This window comes from Micromonospora sp. WMMD723 (genome assembly GCF_049863385.1).
Lineage (GTDB): Bacteria > Actinomycetota > Actinomycetes > Mycobacteriales > Micromonosporaceae > Micromonospora > Micromonospora wenchangensis.
On the sequence record NZ_JBMKNR010000003.1, the window covers coordinates 1 to 20,872 of the forward strand.

The following is a 20,872-nucleotide window of genomic DNA, read 5'->3' on the forward strand; positions in this document are numbered from 1 at the left end:
TTCCACCCGGAGAAGTCGGCCGAGACCGGTGCCGTGCTGCTGCGCAACTGGCTGGCCACGGTTGGCTGAGACGCGCGGCCGCACCGGACCGGGTGCGCGGTGAGCAAGGAGCGGGCCCGTCGGCGGGCCGTCCGGGAGGCGGAGGCGGCCCGCGACCGCGTCGTACGTCAGCGCAAGCTGGCCCGTCGGCATCGTCGGCGCGCCCTGGTCCGCCGGGTCACCCCGCAGTGGCGGCGGGGCCGGACGGGCCGGTTGGCCCGCCGCACCCGGGGTGAGCGGGCCGCCATCATCGGGTTGACCGCGGCGGCGCTGGCGCTGATCTGGGTGTTCGTCGACGATCTCGCGCTGCGGGTGGTGCTGGTCGTGCTGTTGCTTCTGGTCCTGCCGGCGATCGTGGTGATCGCCCTGGACCGTCGGATCTGAACGAGGAGTAGGAAACGTGACCCTGACCCTGTTGCCCGCCGTGGACGTCGCCGACGGCCAGGCCGTCCGGCTGGTGCAGGGCGCCGCCGGCAGCGAGACCGCCTACGGCGACCCGCTCGACGCGGCGTTGGCCTGGCAGAACGACGGCGCGGAGTGGATCCACCTGGTCGACCTGGACGCCGCCTTCGGCCGGGGCTCCAACGCCGCCCTGCTGGCCGAGGTGGTCGGCAAGCTGGACGTGCGGGTGGAACTGTCCGGTGGCATCCGCGACGACGCGTCGCTGCGCGCCGCGCTGGGCACCGGCGCGGCCCGGGTGAACATCGGCACCGCCGCGTTGGAGGACCCGCAGTGGTGTGACCGGATCTGCGCCGAGTACGGCGACCGGGTGGCGATCGGTCTGGACGTGCGGGGTCGTACCCTCTCGGCGCGGGGCTGGACCCGCGACGGCGGTGACCTGTGGGAGGTGCTGGCCCGGCTGGACGCCGCCGGTGCGTCCCGGTACGTGGTGACCGACATCACCAAGGACGGCACGATGCGCGGGCCGAACCTGGACCTGCTGCGTGAGGTCTGTGCCCGTACCGACGCCCCGGTGATCGCCTCGGGCGGTGTGTCGACCCTGGAGGACCTGCGGGCGCTGGCGACCCTGGAGGAGGCCGGCGTGGAGGGTGTGATCGCCGGCAAGGCGCTGTACGCGGGGGCGTTCACGGTGGCCGAGGCGTTGGCGACGTTGCGGGCCGCGGGGTGACCGACGCGGCGGACCCGGACGACGGGACCGTCACCCGGCTCGGCTCGGGCGGCCCGTGGGAGGCCCGGTACGGCTACTCCCGGGTGGTCCGGGCCGGCCGTTCGGCCTGGACGTCGGGCTGCACGTCGACTGTCGACGGGGTGGTGACGCACGTCGGTGACGCGGCGGCGCAGACCGCCCAGGCGTTGCGGATCGGCCTGTCCGCGCTGGCCGAGGTGGGCGCGGGCCCGACCGACGTGGTGCGGACCCGGATGTACGTGACCGACCGGCTCTTCGTCGACGAGGTGGGCCGGGCGCACCAGGCGGTCTTCGGCGCGGTCCGGCCGGCCGCCACGATGGTGGTGGTGGCCGGCCTGCTCGATCCGGACCATCTGGTCGAGATCGAGTTGGAGGCGCACCTCCCGCCGTCCTGATCCGGCCCGCCCGGTCCGCCGGTCCGCCGGTCCGCCGGCCCGCCCGGTCTGCCGGCCCGATCCGGTCCGCCCGGTCGGCCGGGTCGGGAGACGGCGGTCACTCCCGGCCCAGATAAGTTGTGCGCAATTGAATTGCGGGCTACCTTTGCCGGGTGAGTGACCATCTGGTGTTGCGCGATCAGGTCTGCTTCGCGCTCTATGCGGCCTCCCGGGCGCTCACCGACGTGTACCGGCCCCTCCTCGACGAGTTCGGGCTCACCTACCCGCAGTACCTGGTGCTGCTGGTGCTCTGGGAGCGCGGCGACGACCCGCCCACGGTCTCCGAGCTGGGCGCCGCGCTCCGGCTCGACTCCGGCACCCTCTCCCCGCTGCTCAAGCGGCTGGCGGCGGCAGGCCTGGTGGTCCGCACCCGCTCCGCGCTCGACGAGCGGCGGGTGGAGGTGGGGCTGACCGCCGACGGCGCGGCCCTGCGCCGGCGGATGACCGACGTGCCGCTGCGGGTGGCCTGTTCCACCGGCCTCGACGAGACCGAGCTGGTCGCGTTGCGCGACACCCTCACCCGGGTCACCGAGACGATCCACCGACAGAAGGAGCAGTGATTCCCATGCAGGTGCTCTACACCGCCTCCGCGACGGCCACCGGCGACGGGCGTAACGGCCACGTCCGCACCTCCGACGGCATCGTCGAGCTGGACCTGGCCATCCCGAAGGAGATGGGCGGCGCGGGCGGCGCGGCCAACCCCGAGCAGCTCTTCGCCGCCGGCTACGCGGCCTGCTTCCACTCCGCGCTGCGCACGGTGGCCCGCCGCAGCAAGGCCGACGTCACCGGCTCGGTCGTCGAGGCCGAGGTCGGCATCGGCGCGAACGGCAGCGGCGGCTTCGGTCTGGCCGTCACCCTGGTGGTGGACCTGCCGGCCGTCGAGCGCGCCGCCGCCCAGCAGCTCGTCGAGGCCGCCCACGAGGTCTGCCCCTACTCCAACGCCACCCGGGGCAACATCGAGGTGACCCTCACCGTGCGCGAGGCCGCCGCGGCCTGACCGCCGCACCGGGCCATCACCATCGCGTACGAGAGGACGACACCGTATGACCAGCAACCGTGAGATCCACCTGGCCTCCCGCCCGCAGGGCTGGCCGACCGCCGACAACTTCCGCCTCGTCGAGACCGGGGTGCCCACCCCGGGGCCGGGGCAGATCGTGGTCCGCAACCAGTTCATCTCGGTCGACCCGTACATGCGGGGTCGGATGAACGACGTGAAGTCCTACGTGCCGCCGTTCGCCCTCGACGCGCCGCTCGACGGTGGCGCGGTGGGCGAGGTGGTGGCCGGCGGCGGCGACGGGATCAGCGTCGGCGACACCGTGCTGCACGGGCTCGGCTGGCGGGAGTACGCGCTGCTCGACGCCGGCTCCGCCCGCCGGGTCGACCCCGACCTCGCCCCGGTCACCGCCTACCTGAGCGTGCTCGGGATGACCGGGTTGACCGCGTACGCCGGGCTGCTCGACGTGGCGGCGATGCGACCGGGGGAGACCGTGTTCGTCTCCGGCGCGGCCGGCGCGGTGGGCAGCATGGTCGGCCAGATCGCCAAGCTCAAGGGGGCAGGCCGGGTGGTCGGCAGCGCCGGCTCGCCGGCCAAGGTGGCCCGGTTGACGGAACTCGGCTTCGACGCCGCCTTCGACTACCACGACGGTCCGGTCCGCGACGCGCTGAAGGCCGCCGCCCCGGACGGGATCGACGTCTACTTCGACAACGTGGGCGGCGAGCACCTGGAGGCGGCGATCGGGGCGATGAACCTGCACGGCCGGGCCGCCATCTGCGGGATGATCGCGCAGTACAACGCGGCCGAGCCGCCGGCCGCGCCGCGCAACCTGGCGCTGGTCATCGGCAAGCGGCTCACCCTGCGTGGCTTCCTGGTCGGCGACCACGGCGGCCTGCGCGAGCAGTTCGTCACCGAGGTCGCCGGCTGGCTGCGCGAGGGGAAGCTCTCCTACGACGAGACGATCGTCGACGGCATCGAGAACGCCCCCGACGCGTTCCTCGGCCTGCTGCGCGGCGAAAACCTCGGCAAAATGCTCGTCCGCCTCTAACCCCCCGCTGCCCCCGCCCCCGCCCCGCCCCCTGGCCGTGGTGATCAAGAGGTTTGCGTCACGCTTCGAGATCGAACTGACGCGAACCTCTTGATCACCGGCGCGGTGGCGGGGGCGCGGGCCGGCGCGGTGGGCGGGGCAGGACGGTGGGGCGGGGGCGTTGGATAGGCTCGGGGCATGACGGTGGCGGTGCGGGTGATCCCGTGTCTGGACGTGGACGCCGGTCGGGTGGTCAAGGGGGTCAACTTCCTCGACCTGCGCGACGCCGGTGACCCGGTGGAGCTGGCGGCGGCGTACGACCGGGCCGGCGCGGACGAGTTGACCTTCCTGGACGTCACCGCCTCCTCCAGCGACCGGGGCACCATGCTCGACGTGGTACGCCGCACCGCCGAGTCGGTGTTCATCCCGCTCACCGTCGGCGGTGGGGTACGCCAGGTCGCCGACGTGGACACCCTGCTGCGCGCCGGGGCCGACAAGGTGGGGGTGAACACCGCCGCCATCGCCCGCCCCGAGCTGATCGCCGAGATCGCCGACCGGTTCGGCCGGCAGGTGCTGGTGCTCTCGCTGGACGTGAGGCGGGCGCCCGCCGGCACCACCCCCAGCGGTTTCGAGGTGACCACCCACGGGGGCCGCCGGGGCACCGGGCTCGACGCGGTCGAGTGGGCGGCGCGCGTGGCCGAGCTGGGCGCGGGGGAGATCCTGCTCAACTCGATGGACGCCGACGGCACCAAGGCCGGCTTCGACCTCACCCTGATCGAGGCGGTCCGGGCGGTGGTCGACGTGCCGGTGATCGCCAGCGGCGGCGCCGGCCGGGTGGCGCACTTCCCGCCCGCGATCGGGGCGGGGGCCGACGCGGTGCTGGCCGCCAGCGTCTTCCACTTCGGCGAGCTGACCGTCGGCGAGGTCAAGGACGCCCTGCGCGACGCGGGCCACCCCGTCCGCTGACCCAGCCCCGGGCGGGCCACCCCGTGGAGGGTGACCCGCGCCCGGGTGGACGGTTCGGCACCGGTGCAGGCCGGCTCAGCGCCCGCTCTGCCCCTCGGGTGAGCGGCGGGGGGCCGGGATCGAGCGCACCACGTACTCCTGGACGGCGGCGGCGTGCTCCTCCTCGGCCAGTTGCCAGTCCGCGCTGCCCGGGGCGTGCCGTCGGACGAGCACCCCCTGCATGCTGTCGACCGTGCCCCCCACCCCGGCCCGGGGCCGGGTACGCCAGAGCTGCTCACCGTCCGGGGTGATCCGGAACCAGCCGTCGGAGACGGTGACCAGCCCCGCGCCGACCAGCCGCCGGACCGCTGTCTCCACGTCCTGTCGTTCGGGTATCGCCTGGTTGAGGTGGTCGGCGGTGGACAGCACGTCGGTGAGCCGCACCCCCTCCGGGCGGCGGGAATCCGCCGCGCGCCGGTGCCGTCCGGCCCCGCTGGCGATCACCAGTGACACGAAGATCCAGGCGTCCGTCCAGCGCCACGCGTTCTCCCCCATGCACGAATGATGCCCGTAGGTGTCCGTTGAGGAAACACCTACTTTCCCCCTGTCCTGTCAGCGCAGCTCAGCGTGCCCAGGTGCGGACGCAGCGCCGCACGGCGGGGTGGGAACCGGTGCCGGGGCACCGGATCGCGGGGTGCCGGGGGCCGTCGCCGGCGGGTCGGCCAGGGCGAAGCGGGGGATGAAGAACTGGGCCAGCGGGCCGATGCCGAGCGCGTACGCGACGGTGCCCACGCCGACCGTGCCGCCGAGCAGCCAGCCCAGGGCCAGCACGGTGACCTCGATCACGGTGCGGACGAGCCGGACCGAGCGGCCCGGCCGGCGGGCGACGTACCCGGTCATCAGGCCGTCGCGGGGGCCGGGGCCGAGCCGCGCGCCGAGATAGAGGCCGGTGGCGGCGCCGTTGGCGACGATGCCGCCGATCAGCAGGGCGATCCGGGCGGGCAGCGGCCACCCGGCCGGCAGCAGGGCCACCGTGGCGTCCACCACCAACCCGATCACCAGCACGTTGCTCACCGTGCCGAGCCCTGGGCGTTGCCGCAGCGGGATCCAGAGCAGCAGCACCACCGCGCCGACCGCGATGGTCACGGTGCCGAACGACAGGCCGGTCTGCCGGGACAGCCCCTGGTGGAAGACGTCCCACGGGTCCAGTCCGAGCCCGGAACGGATCATCATGGCCATGCTGACCCCGTAGAGGACCAGCCCGGCGTAGAGCTGGGTGAGCCGGCGGCCGGGTCGGTGCCGGAGATTGCCAATCGGAGCCATGCATGCCACCCTAGGGTCCAATATCGCCCACTGAAGAGCCAATTCCGAAGGGGTGGCCGTGACCAGCCAGGTGCGAGGGGTCCAATTGGCGCGGTTGCTCGGGCAGTGGCACGCCCTGCCCGGTCGCCGCCGCAGCCCCGACTACGCCGCGCTCGCCGCCGCCGTCCGGGGCCTGCTCGCCGACGGCCGGCTCCCCCTGGGGGTACGCCTGCCGGCCGAACGGGAGTTGGCCGAGGCGCTGCGGATCAGCCGTACCACGGTCACCGCCGCGTACCGGCAGTTGCGGGAGACCGGCCACCTGGCCAGCCGGCGCGGCGCGGGAAGCTGGACCATGCTCCCCGGCACCCACCGGGTCGCCAGCACCGGCCTGTGGACCCCGCTGGACGACCGCGACATGATCGACCTCGGGGTGGCCGCGCTGGCCGCGCCGCCCGAACTGGTCCCGGCCGCCCGGGCCGCGGTGGAGGACCTGCCCCGGTACCTGTCCGGCGCGGGCTACCACCCGACCGGCATCATCGAGCTGCGCGAGGCGGTCGCCCGGGCGTACACCGAGCGGGGGCTGCCGACCAGCGCCGAGCAGATCATGGTGACCAGCGGCACCCAGCACGCGTTGGACCTGGTGCTGCGGCTGGCCCTGGTGCCCGGCGGGAACGTCCTGGTCGAGTCGCCCACCTATCCGAACGCGCTCGCCGCGCTGGCCGCCCGGCGGGCCCGGATCACCACCCACGGCCTCGCCGTCGACGGGATCGGGTGGGACGCCGACCTGCTGCTGGGCAGCGTCCGGCAGACCCGGCCGAAACTGGCCTACCTGATCCCCGAGTTCCACAACCCGACCGGGCACCTGATGGCCGCCGAGCTGCGGGAGCGGCTGGTCGCCACCGCCCACGCCGCCGGCACCGACCTGGTCGTCGACGAGTCCTTCGTGGACCTGCCGCTGGACGGCACGCCGCTGCCCCCACCGATGGCCGTGTTCGACAGGCACTCCCGGGTGATCTCCATCGGCGGGATGAGCAAGCCGTACTGGGGCGGCCTGCGGATCGGCTGGGTCCGCGCCTCCGCCCCGCAGGTGCAGCGGCTCGCCGCCGCCCGGGTCGGGGTGGACATGGCCAGCCCGGTGCTCGACCAACTGGTGGCGGTGCACCTGCTCGCCCAGGCCCCGGCCATCGTCGCGGCCCGCCGGGCACAACTGGTCACCCAGCGCGACGCGCTGCTCGCCGTGCTCGCCGAACGGCTGCCGGACTGGCGTTTCGACGTCCCCCGGGGCGGCGTCACGCTCTGGGTCGAGCTGGACGGCCCGATCTCCAGCGCGCTGGCCCGCGCGGCCGAGGAGGTCGGCGTACGGCTGGCGCCCGGTCCCCGCTTCGGCCTGGACGGCACCCTGGAGCGGTTCCTCCGGCTGCCGTTCACGCTGCCCGTCGCCGACCTGGTGGAGGCGGTCGGCCGGCTGGCCGCGATCCGCTACGACCTCGACCGGGGCGCGGGTCGCCCGCGCTGGCGGGAACCAGCAGTCATCGCCTGACCCGGCCAGGACGGTCCCGACCGGGCCTGCGCCGCACGGGCGACGCGTCGCCGTCGGACGGCCGCGTCGCCGGTCGGGGCGAACCGGCCTGACCGGGCGGCCCCGGCTGGGAGACTGCCGGTGTGGGTGGCCCGGGACGGTGGCACGGGATCCGGCCCGGTGCGCCCGGCTCCCGGACCACCCGGCTGGAACTCTTCTACGACCTGGTCTTCGTCTTCGCGTTCTTCACCGTCACCGCGCTGACCTCGCAGGAGCCCACCGGGGCCAACCTGCTGCGCTGCCTGCTGGTGCTGGGCCTGCTGTGGTGGTGCTGGACCGGTTTCGCGGGTCTGGGCAACGCGGTCCGCGCCGACCAGGGGCCGCTGCCACTGCTCGGCTTCCTCACCGTCACCGCCACCTTCCTGCTGGCGCTGAGCATGCCGGGGGCGTTCGTCGACGAGCCGGGCGGGCTGAACGGCCCACTGGTCTTCGCCGGCTGCTACTTCCTCGTCCGGGCCTGCCAACTGGCCGTCTTCGGCGTGCTGGCCCGGGACGACCCGGCCCGGTGGCGGCAGTGGACCCGGCTCGCGCTGCTGCCGGTGGCCGCCACGGCGCTGCTGGTCGCCTCCGCTCTGCTGCCCCACCGGGTCGCCGCCGACGGCACCGCGACCGTCCTGCAACTCACCCTCTGGACGCTGGCCCTGCTGCTGGAGTACGTGGCCGGGATCCGCCTCGGCGGGACCTACTGGGCGGTGCTCTCCGCCGGGCACTGGGCCGAACGGCACGCCCTGATGGTGCTGATCGCGCTCGGCGAGTCGATCATCGCGCTCGGCGTCGGCCCGAAGTTCGTCACCGGCCTGCCGCTGACCTGGCCGGTGGTGATCGCCGCGGTGTTCGGCATCGCCGTCGCGTCGGTGCTGTGGTGGGCCTACTTCGACACCCTGGCGCTCGCCCTGGAACAGGCGTTGCACGGCAGCCGCGATCCGGTGGGCAGGGCCCGGCTGGCCCGCGACGCCTACACCTACCTGCACCTGCCGATCATCGCCGGGGTGATCTTCTTCGCCCTCGGCCTCAAGGACCTGCTGGCCGAGGTGGCCGACCCGGACACCCCGACCTGGGGGGTGCCGCTGGGGGGCTTCTGGGTGCTGGTGCTCTGGGGCGGGGTGGGCCTCTACCTGCTCAGCCTCGTGGCCTGCGAGCTGCGGGCGACCCGGGTGCTGCGCTGGCCGCCGGTGCTGGCGGTGCTGGCGCTGGCGGCGCTCGCCCCGGCCGGGGCCCGGGTGCCCGAGGTGGGGGCGCTGGCCCTGCTGGCGCTGGTCTGCGTGGCGTTGGCCGCGGTGCAGACCCGCAGCCAGGGCGGCCGTCGGCGGCAGGTGCGCCGGCTGGCCCTGGCGCAGGAGGAGGCCGTCGAGGAGGCACAGAGCCGGTGGCGTCACGAGCACCTGTGACCGGCCGGCGGCCGTGTCCCGGGACGGGAGGACACGGACGCCGGCCGGTCGGCGGGGATCAGATCTCGGCCAGGCTGCCCTCGTACATCCGGTCGATCTCGGCGGCGAAGTTGCTCTCCACACCGCGCCGCTTGATCTTCAGCGACGGGGTCATCTCGCCGTCCTCGATGGTCAGGTCGCGGGGCAGGACCGTCACCTTCTTGATCGTCTCCCAGCGGTTGAGCCTGGTGTTGAGCTGGGCGACGTGCTCCTCGACCATCGCGTGGGCCTCGGGCGAGGCGACGATCTCGGCGTAGTCACGCCCCTCCAACGGGCCACCCGCCGCCCAGCCCCGGATCGCGTCCGGGTCCAGACTGACCAGCATGGTGCAGTAGTTGCGGGCCTGGCCGATGACGATCGCCTGCGAGGTGTACGGGCAGATGGCCTTGAACATGCCCTCGATGTGCGACGGCGCGACGTACTTGCCGCCGGAGGTCTTGACCAGGTCCTTCTTGCGGTCGGTGATGCGCAGGTAGCCGTCGTCGTCGAGGCTGCCGATGTCACCGGTCCGGAAGAAGCCGTCCTCGGTGAACGCGGCGGCCGTCTCCTCGGGCAGGTTGTGGTAGCCGCGCATCACCGGCCGGCCGCGTACCAGGATCTCCCCGTCGGTGTCGATCCGGCACTCCAGGTCGCCCATCGCCCGGCCGACAGTGCCGATCCGCAGCCCGTCGGGCGGGTTGACGAAGTTGCCGGCGCTGGTCTCGGTCAGGCCGTACCCCTCGGAGATCGGCAGGTTGGCCGCGGCGAAGAAGGTGGCGATCTCGGCGCTCAGCGGGGCCGCGCCCGAGACGAGCACCCGGATCCGGCCGCCGAGGCGGGCCTGGAGCTTGCTGAACACGAGCTTCTCGGCCACCGCGTACTTGGCCTTCAGCATGCCCGGCACCGGTCGGCCGGCCTGCTCCAGGGCGACCTTCCGCTTACCGACCTCGACCCCCCAGGCGAAGATCTTCGCCTTGGCGCCCCCGGCGTCCTGCGCGGTGGTGACCGCCTTGTTGTAGACCTTCTCGTAGACCCGGGGCGCCCCGCACATCAGCGTCGGCCGGATCACCCCGAGCAGCTCGACGAGCTTGTCCACCCGGCCGTCGACGTAGGTGGGCAGGCCGACGTGCGTCGAGCCGCAGAGCAGCGTCTTGCCGAACGAGTGCGACAGCGGCAACCACAGGTACTGCACGTCGTCGTCGCGCAGCAGGCCCGTCTCGGCCTGCACCACCCCCTCCCAGCACCAGCCACCGTGCAGCAGCTCGACCCCCTTCGGCCGGCCGGTGGTGCCCGAGGTGTAGATCAGCGTGGCCAGGTGCTCGGGACCGACGGGGGCGATCAGCCGGTCCACCAGGCCGGGGTCGGCGGCGAGCGCCCGCGCGCCCTGCTCCTCCAGCTCGGCCAGGGTGAGCTGGGGCACGGCGGCGGTCGGGTCGGGGGTGCCGTCGAAGAGCACCACGTGGGTCAGCGCGGGCAGCTGCGCGCCGGACACCTTCGCCGCCTGGGCCGGGTTCTCGGCGAACAGCACCCGGGAGCCGGAGTCGGCGATGATGTACGTCGCGTCCTGCGGCTCGGTGGTGGGGTAGACGGTGGTGGTCGCGCCGCCCGCGCACATGATGCCGAAGTCGGCGATGATCCAGTCCAGTCGGGTGTTGGCCAGGATCGCCACCGGGTCCTCCAGCCCGACCCCGAGCCCGTGCAGGCCGGCGGCGACCGCGTCGGCCCGCCGGCCGACCTGCGCCCAGGTCAACCAGACCGGCCCGGAGTCGTCCGCCGCCGGGTGGGCGAAGGCGCGCTGGTCGGGGGTGGCGGCCACCCGCTTGCGGAACATATCGGGGATGGAACGGTATGGGACATCGAGAGCCATCGAGGTTGCCGCCTTCGGGGGTGGGTGACGTGACGGGGGTCACGTCGCTCTGCGGTTACCGAAGGGTATTGGTGGTCTGAGCTGTCGGCAAGAGGTCGGCGACGGTGACGCCCAGGACGTCGGCGATGCGCTCCAGGTCGTCGAGGTCGAATGCGGTCTCCCCGGTCATGCGGCGACTGAGCGCCTGCTGGCGGATTCCGGTCTGCCTCGCCAGTTCGGCTGCGCTCATGCGGCGGCGGGCGAGCAGTACCCGGATCTCTTCGGCGGCCAGGTGCCGGAGGCGCATCCCAGTGCGCGCGTTGCTCTCGCTCATACGGAGATGATGACTCGCTTACCGGTATAAGGGCAAGCGTAGCCGTGTGACATTCCAACGAACTGTGTGGATGTACCGCTGAGCGTGTTGACAACCCTCGCGGCGGAGGCGTAAACATGTCCCCATGCAGGTAGACAACACGCTCAGCGGTACATCTACCGGCGGACTCCGCGACTCGGTGGTGGTCGCCGTGCGCGTCGAGATGGCGCGACAGCGAATGAGCCAGACCAAGCTCGCCGAGCTGACCGGATTCACCCAGGCATACATCAGCCGGCGGATGACCGGCGAGACGCCTTTCGACGTCGTCGACCTGGAGCGCATCGCCGGCGCGCTCAACGTTCCGCCATCCGCGTTCTTCCCGGCCCCGGTGGCCGCGTGAGCGCCGACTGGTTGAAGCCCGGCGGCGGATCGACGCGGCCCGCCGACACGCGGCCCCCGAACAGGTCGACGCCGCCGAAGCCCGCCCCCAAGCCGCCGAAGCCGCCCAAGGGCGGTGGGAAGCGGTGATCACGCGGGACAACGCGGGGCCACGGCTCGGACAAGCCGTGACCCCGGATTTCCCATCCGATCCAACCCCCAGCAGAGGAAGGACGGTCGAGATGACCAACGTACAGCAGCCCCCGTCGGAGGCGGCGCAGCAGCCGGCGACGCCCGGCACGCCGGCTGGGTTGCCGGTCCTGCCGGGCTGCGGTGGCGACGCTGCCGTCCGCTACGAGATCCAGCGTCCTACGGGTGGCGGTGCCTACGCCCTGGCGGGCGCGATCAACGTTTGCCAGGTGCACCGCGACGCCGCGCGGATCGCCGCCTCTGAGGCGGGTCTCCGCCTCTTCCCGCTCGACCAGGATGTGTCCTCCCGGCCCTGCGGCAGCGGGATGGACTTCACCGGTGTGCACCCCCGGGCGCTGTCCCGCCGCCAGGCCGGTCCCGCGCCGGCCCCGGTGGAGGGGCAGCCGGCGGGCCGGCGGATCGCCCGCGCGAACGTGCTGCGGGAGTTGTCGCGGCTCTGCTACGCCGTTGACCAGCCGGCGCTGCCGGCCCCGGCGCTGATCCGGTTCATGGACGAGGGGGCCGCCGATCGGGTGGTGATCGTGCGGTGTGACGCGATCGCGGAGGCCGAGGCATGGGCGGAGCGCTTCGACGTCCTTCGGGACGCGCAGGTCATGGACACGATCGCCGAGAACGGTCGCCGGGTGAGGGTGTTCACGGCGTGGACGCAGTGGCGGGGGCTGTCGCTGGTGATGTCGGCGGTGGTGGTGCCGCCGGACGGGTGCCCGGTCCCGGCCGGCCCGCGGCCGGCACCGGTGGACCTGTCGACGGGCGAGGCCCTGGCCGAGGTGTCGGTGTGATGGCCACGGTGATCGCGGGGCTGCGGGCTGCGGGCCCGGAGGTGGGGGGTCTGCTGCTGGCGGTGGTGCTGGTGGCGGGCGCGGTGTGGTGTGAGCGTTGGTGGGAGGCCCGCCGTGCCCGGGTGCAGCGGCAGCGGCGGGCGGAGCGGCTCGCGGCGTTCCGTGCCCGCCGGGAGGCGGCGGCCGCGCGTTCTGCTGCGGCCCGTGTGGGCGGGCCGGTGCGTCCTGTGGTGCCGGTCGGGCCGGTCCGGGCCCGGCCCGCGCCGGTGTTCGCCGCGGCCGCGGCTGCGGCGGTGCCGGTCGTCGAGTCGACGTTGCCTCGGGCCGGGGAGTCGGAGTTTCCGCGGGCGGTCGATCCGGCGTTGGTCGGCCGGCCCCCGCTGGCCGCCGAGCCTCCCGTGCGTCCGTCCCGGTCTCTGCCGCCGGCGGCCGGCCGGCGGTGGTCTCCGGCTGGCGGGTTGGCGGCCGCGCTGGGGGGTGTCGTGGTGGTCGTCGGGGTGGTGGTGGCGCTGCCCGGGTCGCCGGGCACGGGTGCGCTGGCGGGTGTCGCGGTGCTGGTCCTCGGCTGGCTCGGTGCGGTGGTGGTGGCGGTGGCGGTGGGGCAGCGGCGGGCCCGGGTGGCCCGGTACCGGGGTCTGCACTCGGCGTCGGTGCCGCTGCACGACCGGGGCCGGGGCAGCGACTACCTGACGATCCCGGAGGCCGGGCGATGAGCGGGCAGGGGTTGACGCCGCCGGGCACGGTGCTTCGGCTGGTGATTCCGGAGGCGGTGGTCGTCGCGCACGGCGATCTGCGGCTCCAGTTCACCATGCCGGGTCACCCGGGCGAGGTGATCCACCTGCCGCTCGTCGACGGCCACTACCGGCCGTTGGTGGAGGTGCACCCGTACGTGCCGCAGGTGCACGCCGGGCAGGTGTGGCGCACCGCCGGCGGTGTCCTGCTCTTCGGGGTCCTGTGGCGTGAGCAGCCCGACGACGTCGGGGTGGAGATGCTGATCGCCGCGGACGGCGGGGCCTATCACACGCCGGCGGCGGCGGTGGAGACGTACGGGCCGCTGGAGTTGGTCGTCGAGCACGCGCCGGTCGACAACTTCGCGGCCGGGACGGTGTACGGGCAGGCGCGGCCGGTGATCGCCGATGCGTGACCTGACGGTGCAAGACGTAATCACCCTGCTGCTCGGCCTCGCGGTGCTGGCGCTGGCCATCGCGGTGTGGCGTCTGACCGACTCCGGCCAGGCCGAGGCCCCGCCAGACGCCGTCGACGAGCTGTGGGTGGACTTCTACACCAGGCCGCCGCGTAGCCGCTGGCGCCGCTGGCGACACCTGGACCGCAGGGAGCTGCGGTGATCACGGCCGTCGTGGACATGCTGCTCGCGCACCCGGGGCTGACCGCCGTGGTGGTGCTCGCGGTGGCGTGCGCGGTGGTGCTGGCGTGGATCACGGTGCTGCTGGGTGCCGACCGGCACGACCGGGTGGTGCGGGTGGTCGGGGTCGCGCCCCGGCCCGCCCCGCCGCCGGCCCGGCCCACCCGGCCGGGGCCGCCGGTCAACCTGCTGCTCGCCGCGTACGTCGCCCAGCGGTCCGCCGAGTCGACGGCGGCCCTGCACGCCCGGGCCGGTCGACCGTGACGAGCACCAAGCCGCCGGTGCTGTGCCGGCTGTGTGACCGGCCGGTGCACACGCCCCTGTCCCGGGCCCGCCGGATCGGGGCCGGGTGCTGGCGCAAGCAGCGGGCCGAGCTGCGGGCCCAGTCGAAGCCGGTCGCCCTGCCCGGCATGTCCGGGCGGGGCGGCCCCGCCCAGACCGGCCCGGACCTGCTCGACGGCCAGGACCAGGGCCAGGACCAGGGGGTCACGCCGTGACCAACAAGCCTGGCCGGCGGATCTGCTCGCGGTGGGACCCGGACCCGGACATCGGCGTGGACCACCGCTTCCGGCAGACCTGCCGCACCTGCCTGCGTGTCGGCGAGGCCGGCGACCTCAACCACACCCCGCCCCCGCCGAACCCGCGCCGATCCCGTATCTCGCCCGCTCTCGCCGCCGCCGCCCAAGCGCGCGACGCCGCGATCCTCGGCGAGCGCGACCCTGATGAGGAGTAGGACGATGACCGACCAGACCGCCCCGCGTCTGCTCACCGACGAGCAGCTGCGCCGGGCCGCCGCCGGCCGGCCGGGCTACGCGACCTATCCGGAGTACGCGCCGGGCGGTCCGGAGCGCCTCGGCCAACTGCCCCGGATCACGGCCCGCCGCGCCGGCCGGCCGCCGGCCGCCGCCCCGTTCAGCGCGGTGACCGGCCCGGCCGAGCCGGTCCGGTCCGCCTGCCCGGAGCCGGCCCCCGCCGACGCCCGGGTGCTGTACGGCTTCCCGCCGTGCCTGATCGAGGACCGGCCGTGGTGGCGGCGGCGCTGGCACTGGGCCGTGATGGTCACGGGCGGCCGGCTGCGGCAGGGGTACGCGTGGACCCGGGCCGGTGCCCGCCGGCGGACCGCCCGGATGATGCGGCAGGCCCCCCGGTGAGCCCGGACGTCGTCGCCCTGACCGACCGGTCCACGGAGGAAGCTGCCCGGGCCCGCGCCGAACGGATCCGCCAGGGGCTGCGCGACTACCTGGAGACGGTGGCCGAGTTCGCGCTCGCCTTCGAGCGCGGCGACTGGCAGGTCCTCGGCTACCCGAGCTGGCAGGACTACCTGGACGGTGAGTACGGGGCGGACCGGCTCCGGGTACCGGAGGTGCACCGCACCCAGGCGGTGGCAACGCTGCGGCACGTCGGCATGTCCACCCGGGCGATCGGTGCCGCACTGAACATCAGTAAGGCCACGGCGGCCAGGGAGGTCGCGTCTGTCTCAGCTGAGGCAGACGACCTGCCGTCCACCGTCCGGTCGCTCGACGGCCGGCAGCGCCCCGCGACCCGACCAACCCCAACCTCGACCCCGGCCCCGGCTCCGGCTCCGGTGGTCATCGAGGAGCGCGGGCCGGCACCGGCCGAGCGGGTCTGGATCGCGACCGCCCGCAAGGGCATCGCCGCCCACGCGCTGCGGTCGGTGCTGCTCACGGTCTGCTCGCGGGCTACCCGCACCGGGCTGACGCTGACCGCCCAGCAGGCCGCCGACCGGTGGCAGGCGACCTGGTGTCGCACCTGCTGGCCGGATGAGGGGACCACCCGCGTCGCGGCGGGTGCGTCCGAGACCCACGACCCCCGGGCCTCGGACACGGCCGGGGCGGAGCTTCGCGGCTCCGCCCCGGCCAACGACACCGACACCGACCCGGCCCGCCGCATCGCCGCGGTGGCGCCGGAGTTCGTCCAGCCGGTCGCGGCCGGCACTCACACGGCCGCCGGGGCTGACACGGACCCGGCGGATGGAGCGGAAGGCCCCGACGCCGTGGACGCCGGTTCGCCGGTGGCGCTCGCGGCCGACCACGCCGCTCCAGCCCTTGCCCCGTCGGCGGCTTCCCCCGTCGACGGGGCAGGGGTAACCCCCGCCGCCCCCGGGCTGACCGTCGAGCAGGTGCGCCGACTGCGGGCCGCCCTCGCCCACCTCACGGCCTGCGGTGGCCGCCGGACCGAGGCCCGGGTGTACGAGGTGCCCTACTCGTCGACGTCCGCGGCGCTGAGCGGGTTGCAGCCGGTGACGCTGGCCACCGTTCAGTGGTGGGCCGATGACGACGGTGAGATCCACGTCCGGTTCCTCAAGGGCGGCGGGAACTACTGCCAGGCGTCGACGGAGTTCTACGCCGGCAGCGTCGACCAGGCCCTCGACATCCTGTGCGCGCTCGGCCTGCTGCCCGCGCACCTGTCCGGCCTGTACGCCGCCGGAGTCGCCGCCGGCCTGCGGGCCGGCGACGCGATCGACGGCGAAATCGTGGAGGTGCCGCGTGGCTGATCTGCCGGTGCACGAGGGCTGGCGGCGGGTGCCGAGCGGCTTGTACTCCCGGACGCAGCTGGCGGATCTGGACCTGCCCCGGCTGCCGGGCGGCCCGGTCCGCGCGTACGTCGACGCGCCGAACTGGCGCGGACGGCGGGAGGTCGTCGAGCTGTACTCCCTGGCCGAGGCGACGCCGTCGCCGGCGAGCATCTGGCACCTGGAGGCGGCCCGGGCGCGAGCCGGGGCGGGCCGGGTATGTGAGGGGTGCGGTGCCCGTCCGGACCGGCCGGTGCCGGTGCTGGGCCACGTGGCCGGGGCGGATCACCTGACCGATGGTGAGGCGGACGCGTCCCGTCACCTGTGCCTGGCGTGCGCCCGGGCGGTGCGCCTGCGCGCTGCGGTGGCCGCTGCTGCCGGGGCCCGGGCCGAGGCCGGCCGGTGGGCCGCCGAGGTGACCGGTGCCGGGCTGTCGGTGGTCCGCTGCACCGAGGTGCTCCGCCCGCCGGCACCGTCGGGCCGGCGGAACCTGGCCCCGGTGGCGCTGCGCGTCGACGCCGTCGACGCCGTCGGCACCGAGCTGCTCCGGGTGACCATCCGCCTCGCCGGTCCACGGGTGCGGGCGGTGCCCGCCGACGCGGTCGACCCGGCCACCGTCGACGAGCGGATCCGGTCCCTGCTGACCGCCCGTGCGGTGACGTGGCGGGCTGAGGAGCTGACGCCGCTGCTGTGCCGGTACTACCCCGACTGGCGCACCCGGCCCCGGGTGGTGCCGTACGCGCTGCGGGAGCGGGTCACCTGGTGGCGTGGCGAGGTCGACCCGGACAACCTGGCTGTCCGGACCGCGATCGACCCGGTGACCGCCGACCGGACGCTGCTGATCCTGCGCCGCATGGCCGCGGCCGCCACGGCAGGTGAGGCGTGACCGGCGGAATCATCACGGTCATCGCCGAAGTGGTGCCCGGCTTCCTGCGCGACCGGACCGTCCGTCCGGCGTGTGTCGACGCCGATCCGGGCGACTTCTTCCCCGAGCCGGAGTCCGTGGCCGCGGCGGCGGCCGTCCGGGTGCTGTACTGCCAGGGCTGCGCGGTCTACGGGCCGTGCCTCGACTGGGCGCTGAGCCAGCCGGTCGACAAGCTGCACGGCCTGTGGGCGGGCACCAACCAGGGCATGCGCCGCCGGATGCGTACGCAGAGGGCGCCGTGATCGCGCCGGCCGGCCGGTGGCTCGGCGCGAGCGTCGTGCTGGGCCGGCCGGTGCCGGTCGCCGCACCGTATCCGCACATCTGCCGAATGACGGTGACCGGCCTGATGACCGGCGTGGTCTACGTCGTCGAGCGCCGGCAGTGCGCCGCCTGCGCCCGACCCCTCCCGCTCCCGACGCCGCCGACGTCGGACCCCATCCACCCGATCGAGGAGACATGACCAGCAACACCGCCATGGGTGACGCCTGCTTCGCGCTGGCCCTCTACGACAAGATCATGACCGCTACCGCGGCGGACGCACCCGGGGCGCTGACCTGATGGGCGAGATCGTGTTGATCGCCACCCACGACCAGGCCGTGCACGCCATCCGGCAGCGTCTGGAGCGGCCAGGCACCGACCAGCTGCTGCGCGGTGTCGTGCTGCGCGTCCTCGACATTCACCAGCCGTACCATTCCAAGACCAACGCGCCGGACCCCGACTGCGGCGGCTGCGACGGTGGCGGATTCATCGACAGTGAACCCGAGGACGGTGGTCCGCCGGTCCGGCGTCACTGCCACTGCTCGTGCCCGTGGTGTACGGGATGCGAGGAGCCGCTGTGCCGGGGCGTCTGCCCAACCGTCGCGGCGATCGCCGAACGGCTCGACCTGACGTCCTCCGCCGCCGTGCCGAGCGAGGGCCGGCCGGCGGGCGGTGCCAGCTGATGCGGCCCGAGATCCTGCGCCTGGTCATCGGCCTGGCCGTGGCGGGCGCGCTGCTGCTGGCCTACGCGCGGATGGTCACCGGCCGGCTCTGGTCCGCTCTGGCCGGTTTCCTCGCTCTGCTCGTCGCGGTGGCCGCCGTGGCGGTCGTGGTCACGGAGGCGCTGGGGGTGCTCCCGTGACGGAGGACCCTCCCGAACCACCCCAGTGACGGCGCTTCCCGCCGCTCTGATCGTCCTGCTCAACCTTCGGCGCGGCCACCTTGGCAGGTGGCCGCGCTTTGCCGTATCAGGAGAACCATCGATGTTGATCTTTGGGGCGGTGGGTCGTGCCGTACTGGCTTGAGAGCGACACCTTCCACACCGAGCCGGTGTGGGAGGTGCTCGCCGGCGGGGTCGCGGACCTCGTCGACGCGTTGCAGTCAGCGCTGTGCCGCCTGAAATCGGTGGCGTCGTCAGTGCTGTCCGACGGCTACCTGACCGAGGGCATGGCGTTGCAGCAGTGCCGGGGACGGAAGAAGATCCTCGGTCTGCTGACCACCGGGGTACTCGACCAGCCGCCGCTGCTGCACCGCCAGGGCGACGAGTGCGAGTGCCTCGGCGACGGCTGGATCACCGGGTACGCCTACCGGATCCACGGCTTCTCCAAGCGGAACCCGTCCCGGCGGGAGTACAACCGCAACCGGGCGCAGAAGGCCGACCTGCGCGACGCCCGCCTCAAGGCCCTCGTCTACACCCGCGACGGCGGCTGCTGCCGGTACTGCGGCAGCGGGCCGCTGTCGCCGAAGTCCGGCCGGGCCAAGGACCCCCGCAAGCGGATCCACTACGACCACGTCGACCCCGACCAGCCCGCCGGCGCCAACGCCGAGAACTTCGTCTTGAGCTGCAAGCGCTGCAACGAGCACAAGGGCCACCGGCTGCCCCACGAGGCCGACATGGTGCTGCTGCCCATCCCCACCCCCGAGCAGGCCGCCCGGATGCGTGCCCGCGATCAGGTGCTCCACGACCTGCCCGCCGACGGAGATCACGCACCGATCACCGACGAGACGACGACCAATCACGATCACGAACAAAAACCGATCACCGAACGGACCGATGAACCCATCACCGACCACGAACGCGATCGAAACGCCGATCCGACACCACCAGTGCGCCTGAACCCCGACAACACCGCCACCACCACGACGACCAATCACCACCCCGAAGGGTCCGGGCTGGGTCGGGGCGGGAAACCCGAGGTGAAACCCCCACCACCCACCCCCTGGTCACACCAGCCAGCCCGCAGCCCCCAGCACCCCGACATCTACCACCGGCGCTCCCGACCAGCCCCCACCCAACCCGACCCGTACATCTGGCCCCCCGGCGCAGTCCCCGCACACCCCGCCCCGCCCGCACAGCCCGCACCGGAGGACCGATGACCACCATGTCCCCGCCGCCCCGGGTCGTCGACCTGCGCGACGCTGTCGAGCGACTTCGGGAGTCGTGCGCCTGGCTGTGGCTGCTGATGGCACCCGGCCGGGAGCGCCGGCCCGGCCGGCCCGTCGACGAGGACCAGGCCGAGATCCTCGAAGCGCGCGGGCACGCCGCCCGGACGTACCGGGAGTGGAACCTGCGGCACGGCATGGGCGCGCTGGCACCGTCGGCGGCGGCCGCGCGGCTCGACGTCGTCGACGCCCTCACCGTCGTCACCCGGATCCTGACCCGGCTGGCCCGCCTCGTCGCCGAGTACCGCGACTCGTCGTACGTCGGCGGCGGCCGGCCCGTCGACGTGCTGGACTGGTTGACCGCCGGCGGGCCCGGCCGGCGCTGGGTGGTCGACGCCGCCGGCGACGCGTGGCGGGCCGGCGTGCTCGACGACCTGCGCGACAACCGGGACGCGTACCTGGTGGGCAGGATCGCCGAGCACATCGCGTGGGCGGACGAGGTCGCCCGGGCGGCGGCCGGCGTGGTGGCCGAACCGGTGCGGCCGATCGAGCACCGCTGCCCGGCCTGCCGCCACCGATCCCTGCAACTGCGCCACGACGGCCACGACAAACGCCGCTGGACGGTGGAGTGCGTCCGCCGGACCTGCCTGTGCGCCGGGGCCGGCTGCGGCTGCCTCCGACGCGACCGACGGCCCGGCCTGCCCCACGTGTGGACACGGGGCGAGATGGAGGGACCGGGCGGGCTGGCCACCGCCGTGGCGATCGCCCGCCGCCTCGACGAGCAGGGCCGGCCCCGGCCCACCGTCCGCAGCACCACCACCGGACACGGCGGCTGGTCCGACCGGCGGACCGGTGCGGCGTGAGCGGCGTGGTCGTGGTCGATGGCGTGCAGTGGTGGACCACCGCGTACGCCGTGGCGCAGCTACGCGTCGACCGGAAGCTCATCAACCAGTGGGTGCTGCGGTCCCGCCGTGCTGGCCACGTCGCCGGTGCCAGCCCGCAGGACTGCCCACGCTGCCAGTCGAACCCTGAGAGCTTCCCCCATGTCGACCCACCGGTGCGACGATCCGGGATCTACGGCTACGTCGGCGAGCAGCTGCTCGCCGCCGAGGAGCGGACCTGGTCAGGATCGCGAGGTGGTGTGGTCCGGACAGACGTTTGACAAGATCATCACCGGCATATCACCATGGGCGCAGCGCCAGGAGTCTGTCCGGTGCCACGGTCTAACCTGCCAGCCACCCGGGATCGGCTCCGGGACGCAGCCCTCGCTCCGGCGGGGGCTGCGGCGTCT

31 protein-coding genes are annotated in these 20,872 nt (G+C 74.1%); 27 read left to right on the forward strand and 4 right to left on the reverse strand.

Annotated features, from left to right (window positions below; all coding sequences use genetic code 11):
- The first annotated feature begins 99 nt into the window (after positions 1 to 99).
- The 7 genes from ACN261_RS31745 to hisF all read left to right on the forward strand — a co-directional run bounded on the left by ACN261_RS31745 (position 100) and on the right by hisF (position 4,607).
- Positions 100 to 423, forward strand: coding sequence for a hypothetical protein (locus ACN261_RS31745; protein ID WP_421483434.1), 324 nt, complete (start codon positions 100 to 102; stop codon positions 421 to 423).
- 16 nt (positions 424 to 439) lie between these two features.
- Positions 440 to 1,168, forward strand: coding sequence for a bifunctional 1-(5-phosphoribosyl)-5-((5-phosphoribosylamino)methylideneamino)imidazole-4-carboxamide isomerase/phosphoribosylanthranilate isomerase PriA (gene priA, locus ACN261_RS31750; protein WP_204927740.1), 729 nt, complete (start codon positions 440 to 442; stop codon positions 1,166 to 1,168).
- Positions 1,165 to 1,581, forward strand: coding sequence for a RidA family protein (locus ACN261_RS31755; protein ID WP_088643062.1), 417 nt, complete (start codon positions 1,165 to 1,167; stop codon positions 1,579 to 1,581). Before priA ends, ACN261_RS31755 begins: the two co-directional genes overlap by 4 nt.
- 152 nt (positions 1,582 to 1,733) lie before the next feature.
- Entirely contained in the window at positions 1,734 to 2,180 is a 447-nt protein-coding gene (locus ACN261_RS31760) for a MarR family winged helix-turn-helix transcriptional regulator (RefSeq protein ID WP_421483433.1), read from the forward strand.
- A gap of 5 nt (positions 2,181 to 2,185) precedes the next feature.
- On the forward strand, positions 2,186 to 2,617 hold the full coding sequence (locus tag ACN261_RS31765) for an organic hydroperoxide resistance protein (RefSeq protein WP_421483432.1): 432 nt from the start codon (positions 2,186 to 2,188) through the stop codon (positions 2,615 to 2,617).
- Positions 2,618 to 2,663: 46 nt separating this feature from the next.
- Positions 2,664 to 3,662, forward strand: coding sequence for an NADP-dependent oxidoreductase (locus ACN261_RS31770; RefSeq protein ID WP_357931189.1), 999 nt, complete (start codon positions 2,664 to 2,666; stop codon positions 3,660 to 3,662).
- Between the two features lie 177 nt (positions 3,663 to 3,839).
- Positions 3,840 to 4,607, forward strand: a complete 768-nt coding sequence (gene hisF, locus ACN261_RS31775; protein WP_204927735.1) for an imidazole glycerol phosphate synthase subunit HisF — start codon at positions 3,840 to 3,842, stop codon at positions 4,605 to 4,607.
- A 75-nt stretch (positions 4,608 to 4,682) separates the two neighbouring features.
- Here the strand turns inward: hisF and ACN261_RS31780 are convergent, their stop codons facing one another.
- Both ACN261_RS31780 and ACN261_RS31785 read right to left on the reverse strand, forming a co-directional pair.
- Positions 4,683 to 5,141: a hypothetical protein gene (locus ACN261_RS31780; protein ID WP_145920959.1), complete on the reverse strand. Its 459-nt coding sequence runs from the start codon at positions 5,139 to 5,141 to the stop codon at positions 4,683 to 4,685.
- 57 nt (positions 5,142 to 5,198) lie between these two features.
- Positions 5,199 to 5,909, reverse strand: coding sequence for a YczE/YyaS/YitT family protein (locus ACN261_RS31785; RefSeq protein WP_421483431.1), 711 nt, complete (start codon positions 5,907 to 5,909; stop codon positions 5,199 to 5,201).
- A 58-nt stretch (positions 5,910 to 5,967) separates the two neighbouring features.
- Between ACN261_RS31785 and ACN261_RS31790 the strand changes: the two genes are divergently transcribed.
- Positions 5,968 to 7,428, forward strand: a complete 1,461-nt coding sequence (locus ACN261_RS31790) for a PLP-dependent aminotransferase family protein (protein ID WP_088643138.1) — start codon at positions 5,968 to 5,970, stop codon at positions 7,426 to 7,428.
- Between the two features lie 122 nt (positions 7,429 to 7,550).
- Positions 7,551 to 8,855, forward strand: a complete 1,305-nt coding sequence (locus ACN261_RS31795; protein ID WP_425847693.1) for a low temperature requirement protein A — start codon at positions 7,551 to 7,553, stop codon at positions 8,853 to 8,855.
- A gap of 58 nt (positions 8,856 to 8,913) precedes the next feature.
- On the opposite strand, the gene ACN261_RS31800 is transcribed toward ACN261_RS31795, so the two are convergent.
- Together ACN261_RS31800 and ACN261_RS31805 are read right to left on the reverse strand one after the other, a co-directional pair.
- Entirely contained in the window at positions 8,914 to 10,740 is a 1,827-nt protein-coding gene (locus ACN261_RS31800) for an AMP-dependent synthetase/ligase (RefSeq protein WP_425847690.1), read from the reverse strand.
- Between the two features lie 55 nt (positions 10,741 to 10,795).
- A complete protein-coding gene (locus ACN261_RS31805) occupies positions 10,796 to 11,053 on the reverse strand; it encodes a helix-turn-helix domain-containing protein (protein WP_425853738.1) in 258 nt (85 codons plus the stop codon).
- Positions 11,054 to 11,177: 124 nt separating this feature from the next.
- Here ACN261_RS31805 and ACN261_RS31810 point away from each other — a divergent pair, with 124 nt between their 5' ends.
- From ACN261_RS31810 to ACN261_RS31895, 18 genes are all read left to right on the forward strand, one after another.
- Positions 11,178 to 11,432: a helix-turn-helix domain-containing protein gene (locus ACN261_RS31810; protein ID WP_425853734.1), complete on the forward strand. Its 255-nt coding sequence runs from the start codon at positions 11,178 to 11,180 to the stop codon at positions 11,430 to 11,432.
- Between the two features lie 220 nt (positions 11,433 to 11,652).
- Positions 11,653 to 12,399: a hypothetical protein gene (locus ACN261_RS31815; protein ID WP_425853732.1), complete on the forward strand. Its 747-nt coding sequence runs from the start codon at positions 11,653 to 11,655 to the stop codon at positions 12,397 to 12,399.
- Complete coding sequence (locus ACN261_RS31820; protein ID WP_425853731.1) at positions 12,399 to 13,112, forward strand: hypothetical protein; 714 nt, start codon at positions 12,399 to 12,401, stop codon at positions 13,110 to 13,112. Before ACN261_RS31815 ends, ACN261_RS31820 begins: the two co-directional genes overlap by 1 nt.
- Complete coding sequence (locus ACN261_RS31825; RefSeq protein WP_425853730.1) at positions 13,109 to 13,543, forward strand: hypothetical protein; 435 nt, start codon at positions 13,109 to 13,111, stop codon at positions 13,541 to 13,543. The genes ACN261_RS31820 and ACN261_RS31825 overlap by 4 nt, the downstream gene beginning before the upstream one ends.
- Positions 13,536 to 13,745, forward strand: a complete 210-nt coding sequence (locus tag ACN261_RS31830; protein WP_425853729.1) for a hypothetical protein — start codon at positions 13,536 to 13,538, stop codon at positions 13,743 to 13,745. The genes ACN261_RS31825 and ACN261_RS31830 overlap by 8 nt, the downstream gene beginning before the upstream one ends.
- Positions 13,742 to 14,026, forward strand: a complete 285-nt coding sequence (locus ACN261_RS31835; protein WP_425853728.1) for a hypothetical protein — start codon at positions 13,742 to 13,744, stop codon at positions 14,024 to 14,026. The genes ACN261_RS31830 and ACN261_RS31835 overlap by 4 nt, the downstream gene beginning before the upstream one ends.
- Positions 14,023 to 14,259: a DUF6011 domain-containing protein gene (locus ACN261_RS31840; protein ID WP_425853727.1), complete on the forward strand. Its 237-nt coding sequence runs from the start codon at positions 14,023 to 14,025 to the stop codon at positions 14,257 to 14,259. Before ACN261_RS31835 ends, ACN261_RS31840 begins: the two co-directional genes overlap by 4 nt.
- Positions 14,256 to 14,495, forward strand: a complete 240-nt coding sequence (locus tag ACN261_RS31845; protein ID WP_425853726.1) for a hypothetical protein — start codon at positions 14,256 to 14,258, stop codon at positions 14,493 to 14,495. Before ACN261_RS31840 ends, ACN261_RS31845 begins: the two co-directional genes overlap by 4 nt.
- 4 nt (positions 14,496 to 14,499) lie before the next feature.
- Entirely contained in the window at positions 14,500 to 14,913 is a 414-nt protein-coding gene (locus tag ACN261_RS31850; protein WP_204958763.1) for a hypothetical protein, read from the forward strand.
- Positions 14,910 to 16,277: a hypothetical protein gene (locus ACN261_RS31855; protein ID WP_425853725.1), complete on the forward strand. Its 1,368-nt coding sequence runs from the start codon at positions 14,910 to 14,912 to the stop codon at positions 16,275 to 16,277. Before ACN261_RS31850 ends, ACN261_RS31855 begins: the two co-directional genes overlap by 4 nt.
- Positions 16,270 to 17,181, forward strand: coding sequence for a hypothetical protein (locus ACN261_RS31860; RefSeq protein WP_425853724.1), 912 nt, complete (start codon positions 16,270 to 16,272; stop codon positions 17,179 to 17,181). Before ACN261_RS31855 ends, ACN261_RS31860 begins: the two co-directional genes overlap by 8 nt.
- Positions 17,178 to 17,462, forward strand: a complete 285-nt coding sequence (locus tag ACN261_RS31865) for a WhiB family transcriptional regulator (protein ID WP_425853723.1) — start codon at positions 17,178 to 17,180, stop codon at positions 17,460 to 17,462. The genes ACN261_RS31860 and ACN261_RS31865 overlap by 4 nt, the downstream gene beginning before the upstream one ends.
- Positions 17,459 to 17,680, forward strand: coding sequence for a hypothetical protein (locus ACN261_RS31870; protein WP_425853722.1), 222 nt, complete (start codon positions 17,459 to 17,461; stop codon positions 17,678 to 17,680). Before ACN261_RS31865 ends, ACN261_RS31870 begins: the two co-directional genes overlap by 4 nt.
- A gap of 97 nt (positions 17,681 to 17,777) precedes the next feature.
- Entirely contained in the window at positions 17,778 to 18,161 is a 384-nt protein-coding gene (locus ACN261_RS31875; protein ID WP_425853721.1) for a hypothetical protein, read from the forward strand.
- Positions 18,161 to 18,340, forward strand: coding sequence for a hypothetical protein (locus tag ACN261_RS31880; protein WP_425853720.1), 180 nt, complete (start codon positions 18,161 to 18,163; stop codon positions 18,338 to 18,340). Before ACN261_RS31875 ends, ACN261_RS31880 begins: the two co-directional genes overlap by 1 nt.
- 146 nt (positions 18,341 to 18,486) lie before the next feature.
- The gene (locus ACN261_RS31885; RefSeq protein WP_425853719.1) at positions 18,487 to 19,575 is read left to right on the forward strand and encodes an HNH endonuclease; all 1,089 of its coding nucleotides are present in this window, start codon (positions 18,487 to 18,489) and stop codon (positions 19,573 to 19,575) included.
- A complete protein-coding gene (locus ACN261_RS31890) occupies positions 19,572 to 20,444 on the forward strand; it encodes a hypothetical protein (protein ID WP_425853718.1) in 873 nt (290 codons plus the stop codon). The genes ACN261_RS31885 and ACN261_RS31890 overlap by 4 nt, the downstream gene beginning before the upstream one ends.
- The gene (locus tag ACN261_RS31895; protein ID WP_425853717.1) at positions 20,441 to 20,743 is read left to right on the forward strand and encodes a hypothetical protein; all 303 of its coding nucleotides are present in this window, start codon (positions 20,441 to 20,443) and stop codon (positions 20,741 to 20,743) included. Before ACN261_RS31890 ends, ACN261_RS31895 begins: the two co-directional genes overlap by 4 nt.
- Positions 20,744 to 20,872: the final 129 nt, after the last annotated feature.

Excerpts from the sequence above, each read along its gene's own strand:
- ACN261_RS31880 (WP_425853720.1), top strand. The coding sequence starts at position 18,161 with ATGCGGCCCGAGATCCTGCGCCTGGTCATCGGCCTGGCCGTGGCGGGC.
- ACN261_RS31780 (WP_145920959.1), bottom strand. The coding sequence starts at position 5,141 with ATGGGGGAGAACGCGTGGCGCTGGACGGACGCCTGGATCTTCGTGTCA.
- hisF (WP_204927735.1), top strand. The coding sequence starts at position 3,840 with ATGACGGTGGCGGTGCGGGTGATCCCGTGTCTGGACGTGGACGCCGGT.
- ACN261_RS31875 (WP_425853721.1), top strand. The coding sequence starts at position 17,778 with ATGGGCGAGATCGTGTTGATCGCCACCCACGACCAGGCCGTGCACGCC.
- ACN261_RS31770 (WP_357931189.1), top strand. The coding sequence starts at position 2,664 with ATGACCAGCAACCGTGAGATCCACCTGGCCTCCCGCCCGCAGGGCTGG.
- ACN261_RS31765 (WP_421483432.1), top strand. The coding sequence starts at position 2,186 with ATGCAGGTGCTCTACACCGCCTCCGCGACGGCCACCGGCGACGGGCGT.
- ACN261_RS31815 (WP_425853732.1), top strand. The coding sequence starts at position 11,653 with ATGACCAACGTACAGCAGCCCCCGTCGGAGGCGGCGCAGCAGCCGGCG.
- ACN261_RS31810 (WP_425853734.1), top strand. The coding sequence starts at position 11,178 with ATGCAGGTAGACAACACGCTCAGCGGTACATCTACCGGCGGACTCCGC.
- ACN261_RS31800 (WP_425847690.1), bottom strand. The coding sequence starts at position 10,740 with ATGGCTCTCGATGTCCCATACCGTTCCATCCCCGATATGTTCCGCAAG.
- ACN261_RS31850 (WP_204958763.1), top strand. The coding sequence starts at position 14,500 with ATGACCGACCAGACCGCCCCGCGTCTGCTCACCGACGAGCAGCTGCGC.
- ACN261_RS31785 (WP_421483431.1), bottom strand. The coding sequence starts at position 5,909 with ATGGCTCCGATTGGCAATCTCCGGCACCGACCCGGCCGCCGGCTCACC.
- ACN261_RS31830 (WP_425853729.1), top strand. The coding sequence starts at position 13,536 with ATGCGTGACCTGACGGTGCAAGACGTAATCACCCTGCTGCTCGGCCTC.
- ACN261_RS31805 (WP_425853738.1), bottom strand. The coding sequence starts at position 11,053 with ATGAGCGAGAGCAACGCGCGCACTGGGATGCGCCTCCGGCACCTGGCC.
- ACN261_RS31890 (WP_425853718.1), top strand. The coding sequence starts at position 19,572 with ATGACCACCATGTCCCCGCCGCCCCGGGTCGTCGACCTGCGCGACGCT.
- ACN261_RS31825 (WP_425853730.1), top strand. The coding sequence starts at position 13,109 with ATGAGCGGGCAGGGGTTGACGCCGCCGGGCACGGTGCTTCGGCTGGTG.
- ACN261_RS31820 (WP_425853731.1), top strand. The coding sequence starts at position 12,399 with ATGGCCACGGTGATCGCGGGGCTGCGGGCTGCGGGCCCGGAGGTGGGG.